The organism is Pantoea sp. YU22 (assembly GCF_003970755.1).
Classification (GTDB): domain Bacteria; phylum Pseudomonadota; class Gammaproteobacteria; order Enterobacterales; family Enterobacteriaceae; genus Pantoea; species Pantoea piersonii.
In genome coordinates this window covers 226,009-246,636 of record NZ_RYDU01000002.1, presented here as the reverse complement: position 1 = coordinate 246,636, position 20,628 = coordinate 226,009, and the positions used below count along the sequence as shown (strand labels likewise).

16 protein-coding genes, 1 tRNA gene and 2 pseudogenes are annotated in these 20,628 nt (G+C 50.8%); 5 read left to right on the top strand and 14 right to left on the bottom strand.

Features of this window, described 5'->3' with window-relative positions:
* Positions 1-39 precede the first annotated feature (39 nt).
* Positions 40-1,542: a helicase HerA-like C-terminal domain-containing protein gene (locus EKL29_RS05580; RefSeq protein WP_120455471.1), complete on the bottom strand. Its 1,503-nt coding sequence runs from the start codon at positions 1,540-1,542 to the stop codon at positions 40-42.
* Positions 1,543-1,681: 139 nt separating this feature from the next.
* Positions 1,682-3,253, bottom strand: coding sequence for an ABC transporter substrate-binding protein (locus tag EKL29_RS05575; protein WP_126689078.1), 1,572 nt, complete (start codon positions 3,251-3,253; stop codon positions 1,682-1,684).
* 583 nt (positions 3,254-3,836) lie between these two features.
* Here EKL29_RS05575 and EKL29_RS05570 point away from each other — a divergent pair.
* The 3 genes from EKL29_RS05570 to EKL29_RS05560 are packed head-to-tail and all read left to right on the top strand — an operon-like array spanning position 3,837 to position 7,630.
* On the top strand, positions 3,837-4,565 hold the full coding sequence (locus EKL29_RS05570; RefSeq protein ID WP_120455475.1) for a gluconate 2-dehydrogenase subunit 3 family protein: 729 nt from the start codon (positions 3,837-3,839) through the stop codon (positions 4,563-4,565).
* Positions 4,566-4,599: 34 nt separating this feature from the next.
* Complete coding sequence (locus tag EKL29_RS05565; RefSeq protein WP_120455477.1) at positions 4,600-6,369, top strand: GMC family oxidoreductase; 1,770 nt, start codon at positions 4,600-4,602, stop codon at positions 6,367-6,369.
* 4 nt (positions 6,370-6,373) lie between these two features.
* Positions 6,374-7,630 carry a cytochrome c gene (locus EKL29_RS05560; RefSeq protein WP_120455479.1) on the top strand — a complete coding sequence of 419 codons (1,257 nt, stop codon included), beginning with the start codon at positions 6,374-6,376 and terminating at the stop codon, positions 7,628-7,630.
* Positions 7,631-7,734: 104 nt separating this feature from the next.
* Here the strand turns inward: EKL29_RS05560 and EKL29_RS05555 are convergent, their stop codons facing one another.
* From EKL29_RS05555 to EKL29_RS05535, 5 genes are all read right to left on the bottom strand, one after another.
* Positions 7,735-8,412 (bottom strand): MarC family NAAT transporter, encoded by a 678-nt coding sequence (locus tag EKL29_RS05555; protein WP_120455481.1) that lies wholly within the window; start codon positions 8,410-8,412, stop codon positions 7,735-7,737.
* Between the two features lie 33 nt (positions 8,413-8,445).
* Positions 8,446-9,081 carry a hypothetical protein gene (locus EKL29_RS05550; RefSeq protein WP_120455483.1) on the bottom strand — a complete coding sequence of 212 codons (636 nt, stop codon included), beginning with the start codon at positions 9,079-9,081 and terminating at the stop codon, positions 8,446-8,448.
* A 95-nt stretch (positions 9,082-9,176) separates the two neighbouring features.
* Positions 9,177-9,656, bottom strand: coding sequence for a carboxymuconolactone decarboxylase family protein (locus EKL29_RS05545; protein ID WP_126689077.1), 480 nt, complete (start codon positions 9,654-9,656; stop codon positions 9,177-9,179).
* A 14-nt stretch (positions 9,657-9,670) separates the two neighbouring features.
* The gene (locus EKL29_RS05540) at positions 9,671-10,276 is read right to left on the bottom strand and encodes an FMN-dependent NADH-azoreductase (RefSeq protein WP_126689076.1); all 606 of its coding nucleotides are present in this window, start codon (positions 10,274-10,276) and stop codon (positions 9,671-9,673) included.
* Between the two features lie 11 nt (positions 10,277-10,287).
* Positions 10,288-10,713, bottom strand: a complete 426-nt coding sequence (locus EKL29_RS05535) for a GNAT family N-acetyltransferase (RefSeq protein ID WP_120455489.1) — start codon at positions 10,711-10,713, stop codon at positions 10,288-10,290.
* A 95-nt stretch (positions 10,714-10,808) separates the two neighbouring features.
* On the opposite strand from EKL29_RS05535, the gene EKL29_RS05530 reads away from it, so the two are divergent.
* Positions 10,809-12,209, top strand: a complete 1,401-nt coding sequence (locus EKL29_RS05530) for a PLP-dependent aminotransferase family protein (RefSeq protein WP_311778977.1) — start codon at positions 10,809-10,811, stop codon at positions 12,207-12,209.
* 60 nt (positions 12,210-12,269) lie between these two features.
* Here the strand turns inward: EKL29_RS05530 and EKL29_RS05525 are convergent, their stop codons facing one another.
* The 3 genes and pseudogenes from EKL29_RS05525 to EKL29_RS05515 all read right to left on the bottom strand — a co-directional run bounded on the left by EKL29_RS05525 (position 12,270) and on the right by EKL29_RS05515 (position 14,491).
* Entirely contained in the window at positions 12,270-12,791 is a 522-nt protein-coding gene (locus tag EKL29_RS05525) for a DUF2501 domain-containing protein (RefSeq protein WP_126689074.1), read from the bottom strand.
* Positions 12,792-13,450: 659 nt separating this feature from the next.
* Positions 13,451-13,537: pseudogene (locus EKL29_RS23220) on the bottom strand (type VI secretion system tube protein Hcp); the annotation flags it as partial.
* Positions 13,538-13,789: 252 nt separating this feature from the next.
* Positions 13,790-14,491: a hypothetical protein gene (locus tag EKL29_RS05515; RefSeq protein WP_126689073.1), complete on the bottom strand. Its 702-nt coding sequence runs from the start codon at positions 14,489-14,491 to the stop codon at positions 13,790-13,792.
* 591 nt (positions 14,492-15,082) lie between these two features.
* Here EKL29_RS05515 and EKL29_RS05510 point away from each other — a divergent pair.
* A tRNA-Leu gene (locus tag EKL29_RS05510) sits at positions 15,083-15,167 on the top strand.
* 124 nt (positions 15,168-15,291) lie between these two features.
* Here EKL29_RS05510 and EKL29_RS23545 read toward each other — a convergent pair.
* The 4 genes and pseudogenes from EKL29_RS23545 to EKL29_RS23210 form a co-directional block, all read right to left on the bottom strand.
* Positions 15,292-15,751: pseudogene (locus EKL29_RS23545) on the bottom strand (site-specific integrase); the annotation flags it as partial.
* A gap of 229 nt (positions 15,752-15,980) precedes the next feature.
* Positions 15,981-17,648: a response regulator receiver domain gene (locus EKL29_RS05500; protein WP_376749705.1), complete on the bottom strand. Its 1,668-nt coding sequence runs from the start codon at positions 17,646-17,648 to the stop codon at positions 15,981-15,983.
* Between the two features lie 13 nt (positions 17,649-17,661).
* The gene (locus EKL29_RS23215; RefSeq protein ID WP_311778974.1) at positions 17,662-18,714 is read right to left on the bottom strand and encodes an ATP-binding protein; all 1,053 of its coding nucleotides are present in this window, start codon (positions 18,712-18,714) and stop codon (positions 17,662-17,664) included.
* 92 nt (positions 18,715-18,806) lie between these two features.
* Positions 18,807-20,621, bottom strand: coding sequence for an ATP-binding protein (locus EKL29_RS23210; RefSeq protein WP_311778973.1), 1,815 nt, complete (start codon positions 20,619-20,621; stop codon positions 18,807-18,809).
* Positions 20,622-20,628 lie beyond the last annotated feature (7 nt).

The following is a 20,628-nucleotide window of genomic DNA, read 5'->3' as shown; positions in this document are numbered from 1 at the left end:
TCACAGCTTAGCAGAGGCCAAACCGCTGCGGAAACCGTCTCAGCGGCGACGACCACCCAGCAGGTTGCCGAGCACGCCGCGAATAATCTGGTTGGCGATCTGCCGCGTAGCACTCTTCGCCACGCTCTGCACGATGCCGTCCCGCTTGCCGCCGCGCGGGCCGGTCGAACCGAACAGCACCTCTTTTAGCCCGCCCAGAACACCTTCATCAACCGCGACCTTATTGCCCTTCGCCTGCGGCGCACTGGCCCGCTCGCTGGCGCTTGCAACGTCCTGATGCAGCTTCTCAAACGCGGACTCGCGGTCGACAGCCTCATCATATTTGCCCGCCAGCGGCGAGTGGTTAATCAGGCCGTTGCGCTCGTCGAGGCTGACCGGACCCATGCGCGAACCGGGCGCAATCACCATGGCGCGCTCGACGACCGACGGGCTGCCTTTTTCATCCAGAAAAGAGATCAGCGCTTCGCCGGTGCCCAGCGACTGAATCGCCTCGACGGTATTTATCGCAGGGTTGGCGCGCAGGGTATCGGCGGCGCTCTTCACCGCCTTCTGATCCTTCGGCGTGAAGGCGCGCAGCGCGTGCTGTACGCGGTTGCCGAGCTGGCCGAGCACGCTGTCGGGCACATCGGCGGGATTCTGGGTGACGAACCAGACGCCGACCCCTTTCGAGCGGATCAGGCGCATGACCTGTTCCACTTTCTCCAGCAATACCGGCGGCGCATCGTTGAACAGCAGATGCGCCTCGTCAAAGAAGAAGACCATCTTCGGCTTTTCCTGGTCGCCCGCTTCCGGCAGATTCTCATAAAGCTCCGACAGCAGCCACAGCAGGCTGGTGGCATAGAGCTTCGGCTGCTGACAGAGCTTGTCCGCCGCCAGAATATTGATAAAGCCTTTGCCGTCGGCGTCGACGCGCATCCAGTCGCGGATATCGAGCATCGGCTCACCAAAGAAGTGCTCCGCGCCTTGCTGCTCCAGCGCCAGCAGCCCGCGCTGAATGGCGCCCACTGATGCGCTGTTGATATTGCCGTACTGCGTCTGGAAGCTTTTGGCGTTGTCGCCGATATACTGCGTCATGGCGCGCAGATCTTTAAAGTCGAGCAGCAACAATCCCTGATCGTCGGCGACGCGGAAGATAATCTGCAGCACGCCGCTCTGGACCTCGTTGAGGTTAAGCAGGCGCGCCAGCAGCAGCGGACCGAGGTCGGAAACGGTAGCGCGCACCGGATGGCCCTGTTCGCCGAAGATATCCCACAGCATCACTGGATTGCGCTGCGGCTGCCAGTCGGTGACGCCGATTGCCGCCAGCCGCGCCAGCAGTTTCTCGCTCGCTGCGCCTTCCGCTGCGATGCCGGTCAGATCGCCTTTCACGTCCGCCATAAAAACCGGCACACCGATAGCGGAGAAGGATTCAGCCAGCTTCTGCAGCGTGACGGTTTTGCCGGTGCCGGTCGCGCCGGTGATCAAACCGTGGCGATTGGCCATGGCGGGCAGAAGATGCAGTTTCACATCGGGCGTCTGGGCAATAAGCAGCGGGGCAGCCATAGTTTTATTCTCTTGCAAGGGACAGTGTCTGAAGGATAGCAAGCGGGGCGGGGGAAAGAGAGAAGATTGCACTGAAACGGCTGGACGCTCTGCATGCCGCTTAAAGCGCGCGCGGCAGGCTGGCCGCGCGCGGCGTTGATTATTTCCGCACCGCATCCATCCGCAGCATGCTGACGCCGATGCCCTGTTTGACGTTGCTGAGGTTCTTCCGCACCGCCACCTGCTGCGCGCCCTGCAGAATAGTGACGAACGGCGAGTTCTGCTGCACCTCGGTCTGCAAATGGGTGTAGAGCGCGCGCCGCTGCTTCGCATCGCTTTCGCCCGCCGCCTTACGCGTCTCGGCGCTCAGTTCAGGGATCTCCCAGCCTACGCGCCAGGCCAGCGTTTTAGCACCGCCCGGCACGTTATAAGCGAAGGTGCTGGCGTTGGTGTTCGGATCGATATAGTCCGCGCCCCAGTAGATAAAGATTGACTGGAAATCGCGCGCGCGCATCTTGCTCCACAGCTCCGACTCCGCCACCGGCTGAATATCCAGGTTGACGTCCGCCTTCGCGAAGCTCGCCTGCAGGGCCTGCGCCACGTCGATATAGGGCGGCTGATTAACCACCGTCAGGGCGATATGCGCGCCTGGCGCGATGCCGCCGCGCGTTAAAATCTCTTTGGCTTTGTCGACGTCGTAGTGGAAGGGCGTGCTGTTCAGCGCGCCGTCAAAGCCGTCCGGCAGAAAGCTCTGGTGGATGCGGTACTGACCTTTCAGCAGCTGGCTGGCGATGCTGTCGTAGTCCACCAGCCAGCGCGCCGCCTGCCACAATGCCGGATTGCCGAGTGCAGGCTGCTTCGCGTTTTTAGTATTAAAGCCGAGATAGTAAATCAGGCCCGACGGGAAGGCGTCGATACGCACATTCGCGTCGCTCTTCAGCGCCGCAATCTGGTCGGGGCCGAGCTGGTAGGCGACATCCGCATCGCCCTGCTGCACCAGCAGGCGACGCGTACTGGCATCAGCGACGCCCTTCAGCAGCACGCGCTTCAGGTGCGGCTGCGGTGCGGCGTAGGGGCTGGCCTCCAGCACCAGCGCCTGCAAAGGGACAAACTGCTTAATGGAAAAGGCGCCGCTGCCCGCCGAGTGGGTTTTCAGCCAGCCGTTGCCGGTGTCGTTATTGCTGGCGTGCTGCAGCGCGGTTTTGCTGTCGACCACCGAACTGACCGGCGCGGTCAGCAGGCGCAGCGCCAGATCCTGGCCGATCTGCGCGGGCCAGCGGATTGTCAGCTGGTGGTCGTTGGCTACCGTAAACTGGCTGTCGATATTGTCAGGCGTCCAGCCGAACTCGCCGAGAATAAACGAGGGCGCTTTGTTCAGCTTTACCGCGCGCGTCAGGGAGAAGACCACATCCTGCGCGGTCACCGGATTACCGCTGACAAAGCGGGCGTCGGGATTAAGGTTGAAGACCAGGCTGTGCGGCGTCGCGCCCTGTTGCCAGCTGCGCGCCAGCAGCGGCGAGAGCTTCTGCGGGTCATCCTGATCCGGCTCCGCCAGCGTCTGGTAAACATTACGCAGGCTGCTGTTGCTGACCGTTTCAAAGCTCTCTGCCGGATCGAAACTGATAATGCCGTCGAGCGGCACGGCGATAATCAGCGTATCTTTCGGCGTGCTGGCCTGTACCTGAAGCGCCAGCAACAGCGCGCCTGAGATTAAAAGCAATATGCGTCGCATAGAGGTCTATCCTGAGTGGTTGATAAACCTACTTTATCCGTCGCAGGGCAGAGTCAAAATGCCGCTTTGTTATGAGCTTTGCAGAAAAAAATCGTCTGCGGTTGCCGCATTATTCGCCAACGGCCTGCTGCTGTTTTCGAAATAAATCGGAGAAATAGTGTGCGGGTGTGAAACAGGGATGAGATTCAATAGCGATCACATTTTCAGCTATATTTCATTGCTGCTGTAAACAGGTGAATATATTGTTGCTAATAAGAATGACTCTCTTGTATGGAAGTATGATTTTTTTTGATTGATTATTTTCGGCAACTGTCACTTACCGTAAATAAAACTGGTGCTGCGCACAAAATATCTGGCTAAATAACCAACGATTGTGCGGTTTTAAACAAAATTTCCGCCTGTAAAGCCTGTTACCCGCCCGTAACCCTCCAGTAACACAATGATAATTTTTCACTAAAAAACATTTCAAATTGCATTTTTACATTTAGAAATATCTATATCCCTAATATTGCCGCGTAATTAACCGATAAGATTTGTGTTTAACAAATATATTACTTTTACAGCAAGTGAGAGTCGTGCCGCTATGCTTCTTGAAAAACCCACCACCAGACGAAAGTTTTTGCTCGGGTCTTTACTGGCGTTGCCGCTAAGTGACCTGGTATTAAAAGGACTGACTGCGGCGCAGGCTGCAGAAATGGCCGCGCCGGAGCTGGCTGATTATAAACCGGGCTTTTTTAGCGCGGACGAATGGCAGTTTATTCTGGCGGCGACCGATCGCCTGATCCCGGCAGGCGGCAAAGGCAAAGCGCCAGGCGCGCTGGAAACCAACGTGCCGATCTTTATCGACCAGCAGCTGCAAACCAGCGAGTTCGGCGACGAGATCTATCTGCAGGGCCCGTTCAACGTCCATGCCGACCCAACCTTCGGCTACCAGATCCCGTTTACCCCGCAGCAGATGTACCACACCGCTATCAAGCTGGTGACGCAGTGGGTGCAGACCACCTACAACAAGCCGTTCCAGCAGCTCACGCTGGAAGAGAAAGATGACGTGTTGACCAAACTCAACAAGAACGGCATCGACTTCGCCGCGCTGGGCGAACCCAATATGAAAGCGTCGCAGTTCTTCAGCCAGCTGCTCTCTGATACCAAACATGGCTATCTCGCGGATCCGATGTACGGCGGCAACAAAGGCATGAAAGCCTGGATCGCCATCGGCTTCCCCGGCGCGCGCGCCAGCTTTACCGAATGGGTGAAGCAGCACAACGTGCCTTATCCGCTGGGACCGGTCAGCCTTTTGGGTGAACGCGCTTAACGGCGTTGAATCAGGTATTTGAGACAGGATTATCATGGCACAGATTACTAAAAAAGAAGTCGACGTCGTTGTTTGCGGCCTCGGCTGGGCCGGCTCGCTGATGAGTATCGAACTGGCGCTGGCGGGCCTCGAAGTGCGCGCCTTAGAGCGCGGCGGCGAGCGCGACTACCCCGATTTCGCCTACCCGAAACCGGCTGACGAATACGCCTATAACGTACGCAACAAAGTGTTCGCCACGCCGAAAGAAGTGGCGGTCACCGTACGTTACGACACCACCCAGACCGCATTGCCGACCCGTAAATGGGGCGCGTTCGCGCCGGGCACCGGCGTGGGCGGCGCAGGCATGCACTGGACGGCGGTACTGATCCGTCCGACGCCGACCGACATCAAGCTGAAAACCTACGTGGACGAGGCCTACAAGCCGGGCATCCTGCAGGAAGATATGCGCGTGATGGACTTCCCGTTCACCTGGGATGAGATCGAACCCTATTACTACAAGTTCGAGCTGATCTGCGGCCAGTCGGGCAACACCGGCAACCTGCGCGGTCAGATTCTGGAAGGCGGCGACCCGTTCGAAGGCCCACGCTCCGAGCCTTATCCGCTGCCGGCGCTGGAAGACACGCTGAACAACGTGATGTTTAAAGAAGCGGCGACGAAGCTGGGCTACCATCCGTTCCCGAACCCGTCGGCGTGCGTCTCCCGCGCGTGGAAAAACCCGTACGGCAACCAGATTGCGCCCTGCAACTACTGCGGCTATTGCTCCAAATATCCGTGCCTGAACTACTCCAAAGCGTCGCCGCAGACTGCGGTGATGGATGCGCTGAAGCGCATGCCGAACTTCTCCTACGAAGTGCACGCGGAAGTGGTGAAAGTGGTGCTGCACGACGACAAGAAGACCGCCAAAGGCGTGATCTACTACGACGTGGACGGCAACGAAGTGTTCCAGCCGGCGAAGATCGTCGTGCTCTCCAGCTTCCAGCTCTATAACGTGCGCCTGATGCTGCTCTCCGGCATCGGCAAGCCTTATAACCCGATTACCGAAGAGGGTGTGGTAGGGCGTAACTACGCCTTCCTGTCGAACGGCGGCGCGACCCTGTTCTTCAAAGACAAAAACTTCAACCCGTACGCCACCGCAGGCGCCACCGGCCAGATGTTCAACGACATCTCTCCGGGCAACTTCGACGGTCCGGGACTCGGCTTCCTTGGCGGTGCGAAGATCCACAGCTCGCAGGCCACCGGTACGCCAATCGCCACCTCGCTGCCAAAAGGCACGCCGAGCTGGGGCATGGGCTACAAAGAGGGGCTGGAAGAGTGGTATGGCCACTCCATGAAGATCAGCATCACCACGACCTGCCAGTCGTACCGCGATGTTTATCTGGATCTCGATCCGAACTACACCGACCACCGCGGCCAGCCGCTGCTGCGCATGACCTTTAACTGGAAACAGAACGAGCTCAAGCTGCAGCAGTACCTGAAAGGCATCGTCGGCAATATCGGCAAAGAGCTGAACCCGGACAGCATGAGCATGAGCTTCCTGCCGATGGACGCCAACTTCGACCTGACCAAGTACGTCTCTACCCACAACGTGGGCGGCGCGGTAATGGGCGACAACCCGAAAACCTCTGCGCTGAACAAGTATCTGCAGAGCTGGGACGTGCATAACGTGTTTGTACCGGGCGGCAACGCTTTCCCGCAGAACTTCCAGGCAAACCCGACCGATACCATCGGCGCGATTACCCTGATGGCGGCGCAGGCGATCAAGGAACAGTATCTGAAAAACCCCGGTCCACTGGTACAGGCATAAGCATATGAAACTGAAATCATTGTTACTCGCCAACGCCGTGCTGCTGGGATGCATGGCTGCTCCTGCGCACGCGGAAGATGAGGCCCAGCTGATTAAGAAAGGCGAATACCTGTCGCGCCTCGGCGACTGTATGGCCTGTCACTCGCTCGCGGGCAAGCCGGACTATTCCGGCGGCCTGGCGATTGATTCGAACCTCGGCACCATCTATTCGACCAATATTACGCCGGACAAAGCGCACGGCATCGGCAACTACAGCGAACAGCAGTTCTCTGACGCGGTGCGCAAAGGGGTGCTGCCGGACGGCTCGCGCCTCTATCCGGCGATGCCTTACCCGGACTACGCCAAAATCAGCGACGAAGATATGCACGCGCTGTATGTCTACTTTATGAAGGGCGTGAAGCCGAGCGCCGAGCAGCCGCCGGAAACCCGCCTCAGCTTCCCGTTCAGCCAGCGCTGGGGCATGCGCTTCTGGAACTGGGCCTTTACCAGCGACAAGCCGTTCCAGCCGATCGGCGGCGCCTCTGAAGAGATCAACCGCGGCGCCTATATCGTCGAGAGCCTGGGCCACTGTGGCAGTTGCCACACGCCGCGCGGTATCGGCATGAACGAGAAGGCGCTGGACAGCGGCGATGCGAAGTTCCTCGCGGGCGGTAGCCTGAACGACTGGGACGTGCCGTCGCTGCGCGGTCTGCCGCGCTGGAGCGAGCAAGAGATCGTCGATTACCTGCAGACTGGCCGCAACGATAAAGCGGCGGTAGGCGGCGAGATGAAGTCGGTGATCGAGCACAGCAGCTCGCACATGACCGACGCCGATCTCAAGGCGGTCGCGGCGTACCTGAAGTTCCTCGGCGGTAACCCGCCGCTGCAGGCTTACAACGTCCAGGCGCAGCAGAAGACTGAAGCGAAGCTGACGGCGGCGAAGAACCTGACCGAGGGCGAGCGTCTTTATATCGACAACTGCGGTGCCTGCCACTTTGTGACCGGCAAGGGCGCACCAGGCGTCTTCCCGGAGCTGGATCAGGCGACGATTGTTAATGCCAAAGATCCGACCGGGCTGATCCATACCATCCTGGAAGGCGCGCAGCAGCCGTCGACGGAGAAAGCGCCGTCAACGCTGGCGATGCCGGGCTTCGGCAAACGCCTGAGCGACGACGAAGTAGCGCAGCTCGCGACCTTTATCCGTCAGGGCTGGAGCAACAACGCGCCAGCGGTGAGCAAGGATCAGGTTGCGGACGTGCGGAAGTCGCTGAAGCACGACTAAAGGGCACTGCGTCTTCTTTCAGACGGCTGAATAGTCTGCAAGCGGGCCTTCTCGCCCGCGTTAGCACCTTACCTGCCATTTTAAGGGCGCCTCGGCGCCCTTTTTTAATGAAAGTTATGCACCACTTCCAGCACGCCGTTAATCACGAACTGCACGCCCATACAGACCAGTAAAAAGCCCATCAGGCGCGAGATCGCCTCGATCCCGCCTTTCCCCACCAGCTTCATAATGCTTCCCGAACTGCGCAGCGCGATCCACAGGATCAGGCCGACCAGCAGAAAGGTGATCGGCGGCGCGGTGGCGATCACCCACGCGGGAAAATTGACGCCGCTTTTCACCGTCGAGGCGGAGCTGATGATCATCGCGATAGTGCCGGGACCGGCGGTGCTCGGCATCGCGAGCGGCACAAAGGCGATATTGACCGGCTCCTGATGCGCGTCGCTTTTCTCCAGCTCATCCTGCTTGTGCTGCGCCTCGACCGAGTGGCCAACCGGCTGCGCCGGAAACAGCATGCGAAAGCCGATAAAGGCGACAATCAGGCCGCCCGCAATACGCAGGCCGGGAATGGAGATGCCGAAGGTATTGAGCACTGCGTTGCCCGCGTACCAGGCGACCATCATAATGGCGAAAACATAGATGGAAGCCTGCAACGCCTGACGGTTGCGCTCGCTGAAGTTCATCTCGCCCGCCAGCCCGAGGAACAGCGCGACGGTAGTAAGCGGGTTGGCGAGCGGCAGCAGCACGATCAGCCCTAATCCCACAGCTTCTAATAACGCCTGCATATGCGTCCTCTTGGGTGGCGCGGTCGGGAAGGGTTAATGTTTCTGGCGCTCCATCGCTTCCAGCAGCTCCGGGAAAAAATCTTCCAGCAGCTCTGGCGTCATCAGCTCAGGATAGCGCATCAGATGTTCGCGGATGCGTTCGTTCAGCTCCGGGATCAGGCTTTGCGCGGCGGCGAGAGCGGTGATCTTTTTCTTCTTCACCAGGCGCAGCACGTCATCTGGCAGGCTGTCCTCGTCATCCTCTTCTTCCACCTCTTCCAGCGCATCCAGGTCGTCGAACATATCGAGCAGCGCCTCGATCTGCGGCGTGCGCGACACATACTCGTCTGGCTTCTCTTCCTCCAGATAGCGCAGCAGCGCGCGCACCGGCGTACCATCCGGCGTGGCGGGGGGCGAAGAGGTGAACCACTCCAGCAGCAGATGAGTGCTGACGCGATGGACGTGATAGCCGTTATCCACCAGTTCGTCGGCAAGGATATCGGCGGTGTCATGCTCAAGCAGGCAGATATGGGTGCGATTCGGCGTGAACTGTTCCAGCCACTGATAGATCTCTTCAATCACCGCATCGTCGTACTGAAAATTTTTGCTCAGATAACTGCCGTCCGGCTGATGCACGGTGGCGAAAATGAGATCGGGATCGAAGTAAATCGCAATGTTGATGCCTTTCATGCGTGCTGTCCTTTGTAGTGCAAAATCTCACTATAGCCTCAGGGCGCGCAGAAAAACATGGGGAGGCCAGCAGCCTGTGCTGCTGGCGATAAAAATTAATGCAATTCAGCGCGATCCAGCCCGTACGCGCTGTCGAGCGCGCCGGGCGCCATCTGCGACAGGATCTGCACGCGGTTCCAGCTGTTGATGACCGCGATGGCGAAGGTCAGCTCGCTGATCTCAACCTCTGAGAAGTGCTCACGCAGCTCGCCGTACAGCGCCTCGCTTATGCCGTGCTCGTCGATACGCGTCAGCGCCTCGGTCAGCGCCAGCGCGGCTTTTTCACGGGCGGTAAACAGCGGTGACTCGCGCCAGATAGCGACATGATAGAGACGCAGTTCGCGCTCGCCGTGCAGCTTCGCCTCCTTCACGTGCATATCCAGACAGAAGGCGCAGTGGTTGAGCTGTGAGGCGCGGATATCCATCAGATGCTTCAGCGTGGTATCCAGCGACGTTTTGCGTAACGCCATTGAGATATCGCTCAGGCTTTTGGCCAGCGTCGGGACGGTTTTAAAATGATTAACGCGTGACGTCATGATCTTTTCCTTATTCACAATAAATGGTTGATGGTGTTTAACGCATTGGGCAGAGCGGTTGCGCGGCTGACGGGGTCGTGCGTGCCGTCAACGCGGATAAATTCCACATCCTCAATGCCGATGTAGGCGAGCGCGACGCGCACATAGGGCGTGAACTGGTCATCCTGCATAAAGGGGCCCTGGGCGAAGCGGCTGCCGCTGGCGACCACGCTGTAGACCTTCTTGCCCTGCACCAGCCCGACTTTGCTGCCGTCGGCGGTAAAGGCGAAGGTGCGGCCAGCGCGGGTAATATGATCGAACCAGGCTTTCAGCACCGAAGGCAGGCCGAGGTTCCACATGGGTGATGAGATAACCAGCGTGTCGCAGGCGAACAGCTGATCGACCAGCTCTTCTGAGGTTACGATGGCGCTGCGCTGGGCGCTGGTACGCGCTTCCGGCGGTGTAAAAAAGGCGTTGATGGTAAAAGCGTCCAGATGCGGCAGCGGATGTTGCGCCAGATCCAGTACGCTCTCCTCCAGCTGCGGATGGTGGTCGCGCAGCCGCGCTACCAGATGTGCAGAGGCAGCGCGCGAGGCGGAGCCGCTGATATCGGGGCTGACTTTTATATGCAATAGCTTCATTGATAGCTCCTTCAGACAAGCTGGCGGTAGTAGTGCAGGCCCAGAGCGAGATAGCCGACGCGGCTGTAGAACTTTTGCGCCTGGCGGTTGCTGACGGCGGTATCCAGCACCATCCGCACGCAGCCCTGTTCGCGCGCCAGCGTCGCCAGCTCGTTCAGCAGGCGTTCGCCCAGTCCCTGACTGCGCAGCGCTTCGGCGGTGACCAGGTCATCCACGTAGCAAAAACGGCCGTGGATAAAGTTCTCCTGCAGGCGGTAGCCCGCCAGCGCCAGCGGCCTGCCTTCGCGGGCCAGGCCCGCCAGACGGTACCCTTGCGCCTGCTGGCGCTCTGCCTGCGCAATAAACTGCGCTTCATCTTCAAGCCTGTGGCGCAGTTCGCGCATCAGCGGAAAGCAGCGCAGCAGCTCTTCAGGCGAGGTGTAGTGTTCAATCTTCATGGCGTGTTCACGGTTGCCGGGTCGATGAAGTCATCATAGAGTGCTATGTCAGAGTAAAAAGGGTCATAAAACGTGAAAAAAGGTAGGACATAGCGGTGGGATACAGAGAGATTTACGCGCGCTATCGTCAGCAGATCCTGGCTGGCGTGCTGAAGCCAGGCGATCGCGTTCCGGCGATCCGCGTACTTGCCAGCGAGCTGCGCGTCGCCCGCAAAACGGTCGAGGCCGCTTACGAGATCCTGACTGGCGAAGGCTACTTCGTCAGCCAGGGCGCGAAGGGCACGCGCGTTAATCCTGCGCTTACGCCTGCCGCGATCGTTAAGCAAGAGCCATTATGGCAGCCTGAGGAGAGCGATTTGCCGCAGCGCATCGCCCAGCGGGAGAGCAAAGGGGAGATGCGGCTCGGCATTCCGTCGCTGGACGCCTTCCCGCTGAAGAAGTGGCTGCTGATAGCCGGTAAAGCGGCGCGCAGCCTGCGCCCGGACGAGATGCTAATCCCGCCGGTGATGGGCTATCTGCCACTGCGCGAGGCCATTGCCAGCTATCTCAACATCTCACGCGGGCTCGACTGCCAGCCGGAGCAGATTTTTATTACCAGCGGCTATCGCGCCAACCTGCGGCTGATCCTGGCGGTGCTGGCGCAGGCGGGCGACAAGGTGCTGTTTGAAGATCCCGGCTACTTCTTCGGGCAGAAGCTGCTGAAGCGGATCGCGCCGAACCTTCACTACGTGCCGGTCGATCGCGACGGGATCAACGTCGATCATCTGCTGCGCTATCACGCCGATGCGCGCTTTGCGGTGGTGACGCCGACCCATCAGAGCCCGCTGGCGGTCACGCTGTCGCTGCCGCGCAAGCATCAGCTGCTGGCGTGGGCGCAGGAGAACAACAGCTGGATCATTGAGGATGACTATGACGGGGAGTTTCACTACACGCGCAAGGTGATCCCGGCGTTAAAAAGCCTCGATACGCACGATCGGGTGATCTATACCGGCACCTTCAGTAAAACCATTATGCCTGCGATGCGCATCGGTTATCTGGTGATGCCGCAGGCGACGCTTGCACGTTTTCGCGAGCTGGGCGAGATTCTGGAGAACGGGCTGCCGCTGCTGCCGCAGAAAATCCTCGCGCAGTTTCTCAGCGAAGGGCACTTTTATCGCCATATTAAAAAGATGCGCATTCTCTACCAGCAGCGGCGACGCATGATGCTCGACGCATTGCAGGCCTGCTTTCCGGATCTGTTTGAGTATGAGCTGACCGACGGCGGCATGCATATCGTCGCCTTTCTGCGGCGCGGCACCCAGGATACGGCGCTGGCGGAGGTGTGGCAGCAACATCAGCTGCGCGTGCTGCCGCTCTCCGGCTGGTATATGCAGACGCAGAAGCGCTACGGCCTGGTGATTGGCTACACCAATATTCAGTCGTATGAGCAGGCGATGGCGCTGCTGCAAAGGGTGGAAGAGGAGACGAGGGCGCTTTGGGCGCGACCTGGGGCTTAGAAGGCCGTTGAGGCGGTGAAGAGAGGCGCGAGGGACAGCTCGCGCCTTAACAGCGGCGGATTACATGCCGATGTATTTTTTACCCTGCTTCAGCACGACGTCGCAGGCTTTGGTTTTCAGCTTCTCGCCCATCGGCGAGTTGCTCAGGCTTTGCAGGTTGAGCTGCTGGCCGTTGCCAGTATTGAGCAGGCCGGCGATGCCCTGCTGGTAGTCCGTGTTTTGCGTTTGCGCCGTCTGGCTGCTCAGGCCGAGCTTGTCCACCACCTGCTCTTTCACCGACTTCACGTTGTTATCCACGACGTTGTGCTGCACGCAGTACTGCATTACGCCTGCGGCGTTAGTCATGCTGTTGGCGCTGACTGCCTTGTCGCCGCCGTTCAGCAGGCCCGTCAGCGAGCCGAGCGACAGTCCGCCGTTCTGCGCGGTGCTGTTGGTCGCGCTGCTGTTGCTGTTGTTCTGCTGGCTCAGCTGCGACGCCGCGCTGCTCAGCTGATCCTGCCAGCTTGCCGCCGATGCGCTGCCTGCCAGCAGCAGCGCGCTGAACCCCATCCCCAAAATAGTGCGTTGTGTGGCTTTATTCATCTCAACCTCGTTTATGTTCGACCTGCGCGCAATGCGTTGCTGCGCCAGTTTTGCTAAGAGGAATCTGAGGTGGGAAAGTTCCGGGGAAGGGAAGAGAGTCGGGAGGAATAGGAGGATTCTGTAGGGGGAAGGGGAGCGCGCAGGTAAGACGGATTAAGGCGCCTGGGGCCAGCAAAGGCTCGATGCACGCCTGTAAGCGATGGTGCTTAGAGCGTTATACAGCCCCGAAGATGGATATCTGTTTACCGCAGATCCTATAGGCGGGGCTATCACAGAGGCTTTTCAGGCGTGAATGGAATGTTTTAAAATCTGTAAGGCGAAGCCAGGGCCATCGCTTTCCATGGTTTGTGATAAATAATAGTGGGCAAAACGCTTTCATCTGTTAATCATACACAAGCTGGATTAGTCATATAATCTTATTCAAAAAATCATTTATCGTATTTATCAAATCTCCCTGTGATTTTAGGTAATACAATAAAAACTACTATTATTGACACAACTGTTAAGACTAACCAGTAATCCGGGACGAATTCGAGGTAAAAGAAACCGAAAGCGACAAGGCAGGCCAGAATAATCCCTTCGTTGAAGATAAGTGACAGGAAAGTCTTAAACATAATATTGTTCTTCATGATGCCATAAAGTTTATTAAACCAGTGAGGCTAAGCGGTGGCCATATTGTTCCATGAGTCACGGTAAATGATATTTCCTTCGGTATATTTCCAGGTGATCGACTCGTAGCGCAATTCTTTCGAAACACTACTTATCATTTTTTATAAAACAGTTTGAAGCCATAGGTGAATGAATGGCTCACTTTTCGGGTGGCCACAGGAAGTAAGCTAAAAAGACCATGGCAATCCAAAAAAGCAACGTCAGCAAGATCATATAGTCAGGAAAGAAGCGGGCCGCAATAAAAAAGAATATGATTGTTGTGATGTTAGGAAACCATGTCCAGAATGTAAGCTGCGCTTCAAGTTTCAGCATTCGTTTTAAAAAAGTAATCACGATAGCCTCACTAGCTTATAGATAATATCTGCAACTTGATCATCGGCTAACCATCTATTTTGCAAGGCTCCGGCTCTTAAAAGCTTATCTTCAATCAGGAAAAACATCATTTCCAATTCAACGATATAGAGAGCCTGATAATAATCTGGATGTATTACTTTTAAGTGATTTGCACTGTCCGCTGCTTGCTGAACGATGCCGTAAACGCCTAAAATAGATGCAGCTGCCCCAATAGTGGTTCCAGTTAAGCTGCTGAATGGAAGACAGGCATTTAATGACATAGATACAGCCATTGCTACGCCGAGTGCGAAGGTCCTGCTGGTTAGTGTACTCGCTGCGATGTGAATATTTAACTGCATCAGCATTCGCTTGATATTTTGCAATTGCCGAATATCTCTGCCTTTAAATACAACTTCAAAATATACCTCAAGCATTTCTGTAAAAATGGCTTTGTTCTTAAGGAGGTGATAGATACCTGCAATAAATCGTTGGTCTTCGGATTTTTGTTCTGTGCATTTCTCGTAAAATTCAGTCGTGAAGCAAGAACCGTAGTTTATGAGTCGCGTTTTTCCCGCGTCGATTTTCTCAACCTGATCTCTTACAGAATCGCGTACACCAGCAACAGCCTGGTCTAATGCGTTAGCCGCCAGGATGTTGTTATCCTGTAGTTGCTTGATTATTTCTTCACTATGGTACATTACTTGTTCTCTTAAATAATGTGCAGTTGCTTCAGGTGAGTATGAGAGCGATTTCTGTCTGACATTAAGGTTACGCAAAATTTCTTTTAGTTAAATATAAGCGAAAAATAAAATCGTTGTAAAAATAGAAGCTTTGTGAAGTTTTGGTTATTATTTGATTGGGGGTTATCTTTTTTGCGGTCCGGTATAGGTATAGCTGTATAATTAAAAGGTTTAAGGAATGGCCTGAAATAAAAGTAAGAAGTACTTGTCCTGTCTTATTAGGCTTGTCGATATAAAAAGAAATAAGATTTTCTATTAAGCGTTAATCTATTAACGTAAAAATTTAATCTATATCATCAGATTTTTTTTGAACATGAGATGGTTATCGATTACCTCTTTGACCCGTCTTGTGAGTCCGCATTCTGCTTTTAGAAAAGGCTCTAAAAAGAACGATCCTAAACGTCCTTGAGCAGACGAGGCCGAAATCATTTGAGCATCGCTCTGGCCGATGGTGCTTTTTTCAGCGCTTAGCGTGAGGGAAGGGTGATTCCTGTTGCACCTCCGGCCTGTGCCGGTATAATCATCGACGTTTTCCGCATACCCTTCCGTGCCGGAGTGGCGAAATCGGTAGACGCAGTTGATTCAAAATCAACCGTAGAAATACGTGCCGGTTCGAGTCCGGCCTTCGGCACCAAAAACGATGACGGTAATCGGAAAAACTACAACAATCAGTGCATTGTACAATGAAGCGGGACGTTGACGGCAACAACAAAATGGTCGCATCTCCGGCCGGATTTTTTCACTCACTCCCTGTTTTGTCAATCTCTCTCCACGCAACTTCTGAGCATCTCGACATTGTGTTCAATATAGCTGTGGCCGAGCAGTTTCTGCGCGTCGTATAGATTTTGCTCTAGTTTCTGTAACAGTTCGGTGCCGACAGTGTGCCGATAGCGGTGCGAAGAAAAGCGGCTGTGGTAGGCATCACTGAGTTTGGCAAAGAAATAACTGACCTGATTTTCCGTCATTACTTTGCCCTGCCGTAGAGTCCGCCGACTGAATTGGTTGATATTAAACTACTGCTCGCCTGCCCGCATGCCATGCGTTTCAGCCTCGGCAATTAAATGTTCCTGATAAGGCGTAGCCGCGAGGCAATGAGAACAACAGTTCATCATGGCTTTTGCTGCCTTCACTCTGAATAAACAGAGTGTCATAAACTAGATCGACATCTTTGACACGCAGATGTATAAGCTAGTTTAGACAGATAGCGGTGTAGTTGAACGCTGGCTGAAGGAATATAACAGCCAGCGACCTCATTAAGCCCTAAAAAACTTGACACCGGAAGAGTACCGGCTGATGGTTGAAAACTTGAAACCTAAAAAAGTTCTGCAGCTAATAAAGGTGTGCTTATAATACTAATTTTATTATTAAAAGCACTGGATTACATGTTATTTGTTTAGCTATTAGTAATCTGGCGTAAATTTTAGCTAAATTAACGGTGGGCTTTATTTTATATATCTTTTGATTTTACTCGTAGCCATTCATGTTGATCTAAGCCAATTCTTGAAAGATTTCCAACGATATCCGTTGTTATTTTTTGTGCATGGCTTGTTTTTATTTCACCAATCCATTTTAATAATTTAGAGGGGGGGGCATCTGTGATAAATAGTGGAGAAGATGATATTTGGTTAAGGTATTCGGTATCATGTTTCCTTCCGATTACTACACCTTTTCCAGGTTCAACAAGAAAAGCAAATGAAACTATATTAGAGGCTTTTGCTGGCATCTTTATCTTAAAGAAACCGCTATCGGCATCCTCAATTAATAAATTATAGTTATTTTCATCGATAGTGCCTTTAATGAATAAAAAGTTTGCTTTTTCGTGCAATCGAACGCTATCACATAATGGTTGAATACATAGATATACCATATTATCATTATCTAAAAGTAAGGTCCCCTGTTTTAAAGAGACGTTATCTATATTAGAGTGGTATCTTAAATTTCTACGAGTGATTTCGAGAGAACATAATTGCATTAGTTTTTTATCTTCTTCACCATCTTGGCTTAAGTATTCTTTTTTTCCCAGAGATGCGCGTTCGATAGCACTTTGAGTTTCTACTAAAGAATCAGCAGAGAGTATTGCACTTAGATTTTCAACTGATAATTCTTTTTGCTTTTTCCCAGTTAACAGAAAATCCTTGCAATTATTTCTTTTGTAATGAAAAACAGGCCAATGAGATAGTGTTTCTTTGCTTAAAGATTTTTTTAACTTCTCACTTATTTGCAGTGTTGATCTTATTTCTTCAGAAATTAAATCGACTGCATAATCATGAGCATTTTCATAGGCGTATGGTCTTAATTCTCTGGACGTTATTAAATTTAAAATATGTGAAACATATGCTGTATCTAATTTATTGTTATATCGGGTTAATATACTGTGGGTCTTTTCTCTTATTTCAGAAATGCATGAAAGCGCGGCGTTGGATAACAATCCAGCTGTAAGGCTCGTGAATTTCTTTATTAGCACATTTGGAAGATCTTTTTCATAGATGTCTTTGCTAATAACAACTATACACCATTGTTCTAGTGCATGGTTATCTTCAATAAAAATACTATCATTATTTTTTATTATGCTATTGTATTTTTTCTTTAGTTCATTATTCAACTTGGTTATAACAACATCAACATTTTCACCGGTATAGATAGAAAGAAGACGTAAACGCCCTCCAGAATTTACATCTGATGTGATAATTGACTTTATTATTTCAATAGCAAATTGTCCACTATCGCTTTGCATATCCCAGTCAAGTATTGTTATATCCGCTTTACGGGACGAAGCTGTAATGATGTCTCTTTCTTCAACATCAAAGCTTTTAGCTAATAATCCGCAACAAGCAATACCATCTTTGGCGAAAGCCTCTGCTAGAGCTTGGTAATCAAAAGGATGGTTTTTTATCTTTGATTTTGATTTAGTAGATTCTACCTCTCGGTGTGCTAAGGGTGTTATTATTTTTGTAGGTTCATCATCAGGATCAACTAAAGCATCAATATCGTCGTCTGTAGGGAAAGTATCACTACCTGCTCCAAAAGACATGTTGTCATCTACAGCAACTACAGAATGTAAAAAACGGCGAACGCAGTCTTCTGAAATTTTATGGAAATCCGTAGAGCTTGTCATTAATTTATATCCATTATTCACTTGTTTCTTCTGATGGTTCAATAATAAAGAAAGCACCTTGATCAGGAGTGTAATCATCCAATCTTATAGTAAACCCATCTCGGGATAAACATTCTTTCGAAATGAATAATCCCATTCCACGACCTCCTGCTTTTCTTGTAAAACCCATATCAAATATTATATCTCGATCTCTAGTTGAAACCCCGGGTCCAGTATCACCAATAACAAACCCAGTATCTGTTGCATCAAGTATAAGTCTTTTTTCTCCAGTTGTTTTCCCGAGCCAGTATATTGCATTATCAATTAGATTTATAAAGACAGGGTAAATAGTTGATGTGTAAGTTATAACTTCTTGGCTAACAAATTTTGAGGTAGTGAATAATTCAATCCCTTCTTTCTCAAGGCGATCATCGAATACATCTCTGATAAACTCTAAAATAGCAGTTCCAGTTATATTTATTTTAGAACGACTTAAACGTCTAGTCATTGGTGTAAAGGTTCTTAAATAACCATCTAAATGATCAAAACTAGTTCTGATTTTCTGGTATATAATATCAAGTTTAGAGTTTCTGTCAGCCCACGCTTTCAATTCCCTTAACGCGCTTCTAATTGCCCTTATATTACCATTAAATTCATGATGTACTACCGAAAGAGCCATGCCAAGCAGTATTAGCTCTGCGTTATTTGCTTGTTGGTCACGTAAATGTTCAAGTTCCGTTTCGATGGCTTCAGTTACTTGAGCTGAAGATAAATTTTCTGGAGTAGTGCTATCACTAATTATAGCAATCTGGTCAGTTAGTTTTTTTATTTCATTAATAACTTCGTTTGAAGTATTCTCAATTTTACTTTCTAATTTCTTCTTTACATCTAAAATATACGCAGTGTCTTTGCCATTGAGATTAGTCGATTGGAACTCATAAGAAATATTTTTTAGCTCACTTTTATGTTTTTTCTTATTATCATAAATTAGCTTATTTGCTTTAGATTGCACATTTTTTAAAGCATTTTTTGCATCATTATATAGTTTAGTTAGTTCTTTGTCGTAGTAATTCTGTTGTAAAGTCAATGAATCCTCAAGTCTCTTCCTTAAGTTGAGAAAATCATTATTTTTATTATCTAATTCTATAAGCTTTCTATCAACGTTATCTTTTAATTCATTTAATGATGATAATATTTTTTGCTTTCTATGTGATATCTATCCCATAGGTTAGATAACTCTTTTGTTAGTCCAACCCCAGTGGGTTTCCTAATGTCTACAGAATCACGTAAAATTTTTATAATAGCGTCATTCTCTTCTTTAATTTTATTATAAACATAATCGATATTGGTTTCTGTTATTTCGATGCTGGAAAAGTATTCTTCGTTTTTATTTATTAACTTATTTATTTCATTATTCCAGTAATCATTATCTAATTTATCAAAAAAATCATACAAATCTTTTTTTAATTTGTCTTTTTTAGCTTTAGTTTGTTTAGATCTTTTAGATAACAGATCATGCTCTTCGTTTCTACGTTGCCTTGTCTCAACAAACAATTCAGACATATCGCCATCATCTTTAAAAAAGTCTCTTGCTATTTCTATAAAGAAATTTTCAAGCATTTCTTTAAACTGTTTATATGACTTATTTTCAATGAACCCTTCTCGGCCAGCTTTTTCGACTAACGAAGCATTGTTTTCTTTTGTTAATTCAATTGCTCCAAACAGACGTCGATATGAGAAAAAATATTCAGAAGCAGATAACGTTCTTCGCTTTTCTATTTTCAGAAAATCTGTATCTGAATCTCCATAAGGCAAAATTCTTAATCCATCTCGATAGATATATAAACCACCATACCTATCAGTTTTCTCCTTCAAAGGGGCCCACAACTCCATAGGTAACCGTGAATCACGGAGACGGCCATGAATATATGCTAATTTTATTTTCAAGGGGCCGCATTGGGTTAATTGATTATTGTTTTTCCAAGTCACAACATGGTGAATTGGCTTTTCACCATAAACGGAAACAGTACCACTAAATTGGCCAAATTCATTGAACCATCCTTCAATATGGTGGTCTGCAATATTGAATTCTTGCGGTGTGAAAAAAATTGATTCGCTAATTCTGTCAATGCATTCGCCATCCTCCAAATAATCTCTAAAACGAGCTATAATAGGAGGGTTCGAATCGCTGTACATTGTATTTGTGAAACCTAATAAAGCTTTTTCTAAGCGGGAAGACTGCTCTGTTGATTTATTACTATCGCTCGATGAAATGTCATCTATTAATATTTCTTCAGTAGGTGTTATTATGAAGTGAGTTCCATGGCCATCCCCAGATAATTTTAGGCCGCCTAGTTTTTTTTCCCATAAAACAGGATCAAATTCAAAGGATGATAATTGTTTTTTTATTTGTGATACTTTTGTTTTTGATATTTTATGTGATAAGTAGTCTAAGTTATTCTTTGCTTGCTCAAGCATTTCATCAAGATTTTTTTTACTAAGCAGATCGCCATTGTTAATGCTTCTAATCGGTATATCTATATCCTCAAGATCAAGTGATGGTATGGCAAATAAACTCCAGTTAACAAATGCAGCAACTAAAGGCTTAAGTTCATTGTCTCTTTTAGCCCTAGAAAGAACCAGCACTTGTGGTCCAATCGCTGCGATGGATAGACGGCCTATCCCTTTCTCGCCCATGATAGGACGGAAGGCTTTACTACTATCCACTGCTGGTTTATGAATTGCATCTTCGTCAATTAATTTGCTGGAGGTTCCAATAGTCAACCATCTTTCTTCAAATTCATCAGCAGTCATGCCTAAACCATCATCTCTCAAGATAAGAAGATTTTCTTTCCTGAAGAAATCAACTTCAACATTATCGGCATAAGCATCGTGAGCATTTTTAAATAACTCACTTAAGGCAGTAGGTATACCTGCAATTTGTTGCCTGCCAAGCATATCCAAAGCTCGGGCTTTTGTTCTTATTTTAGCCATATATCTA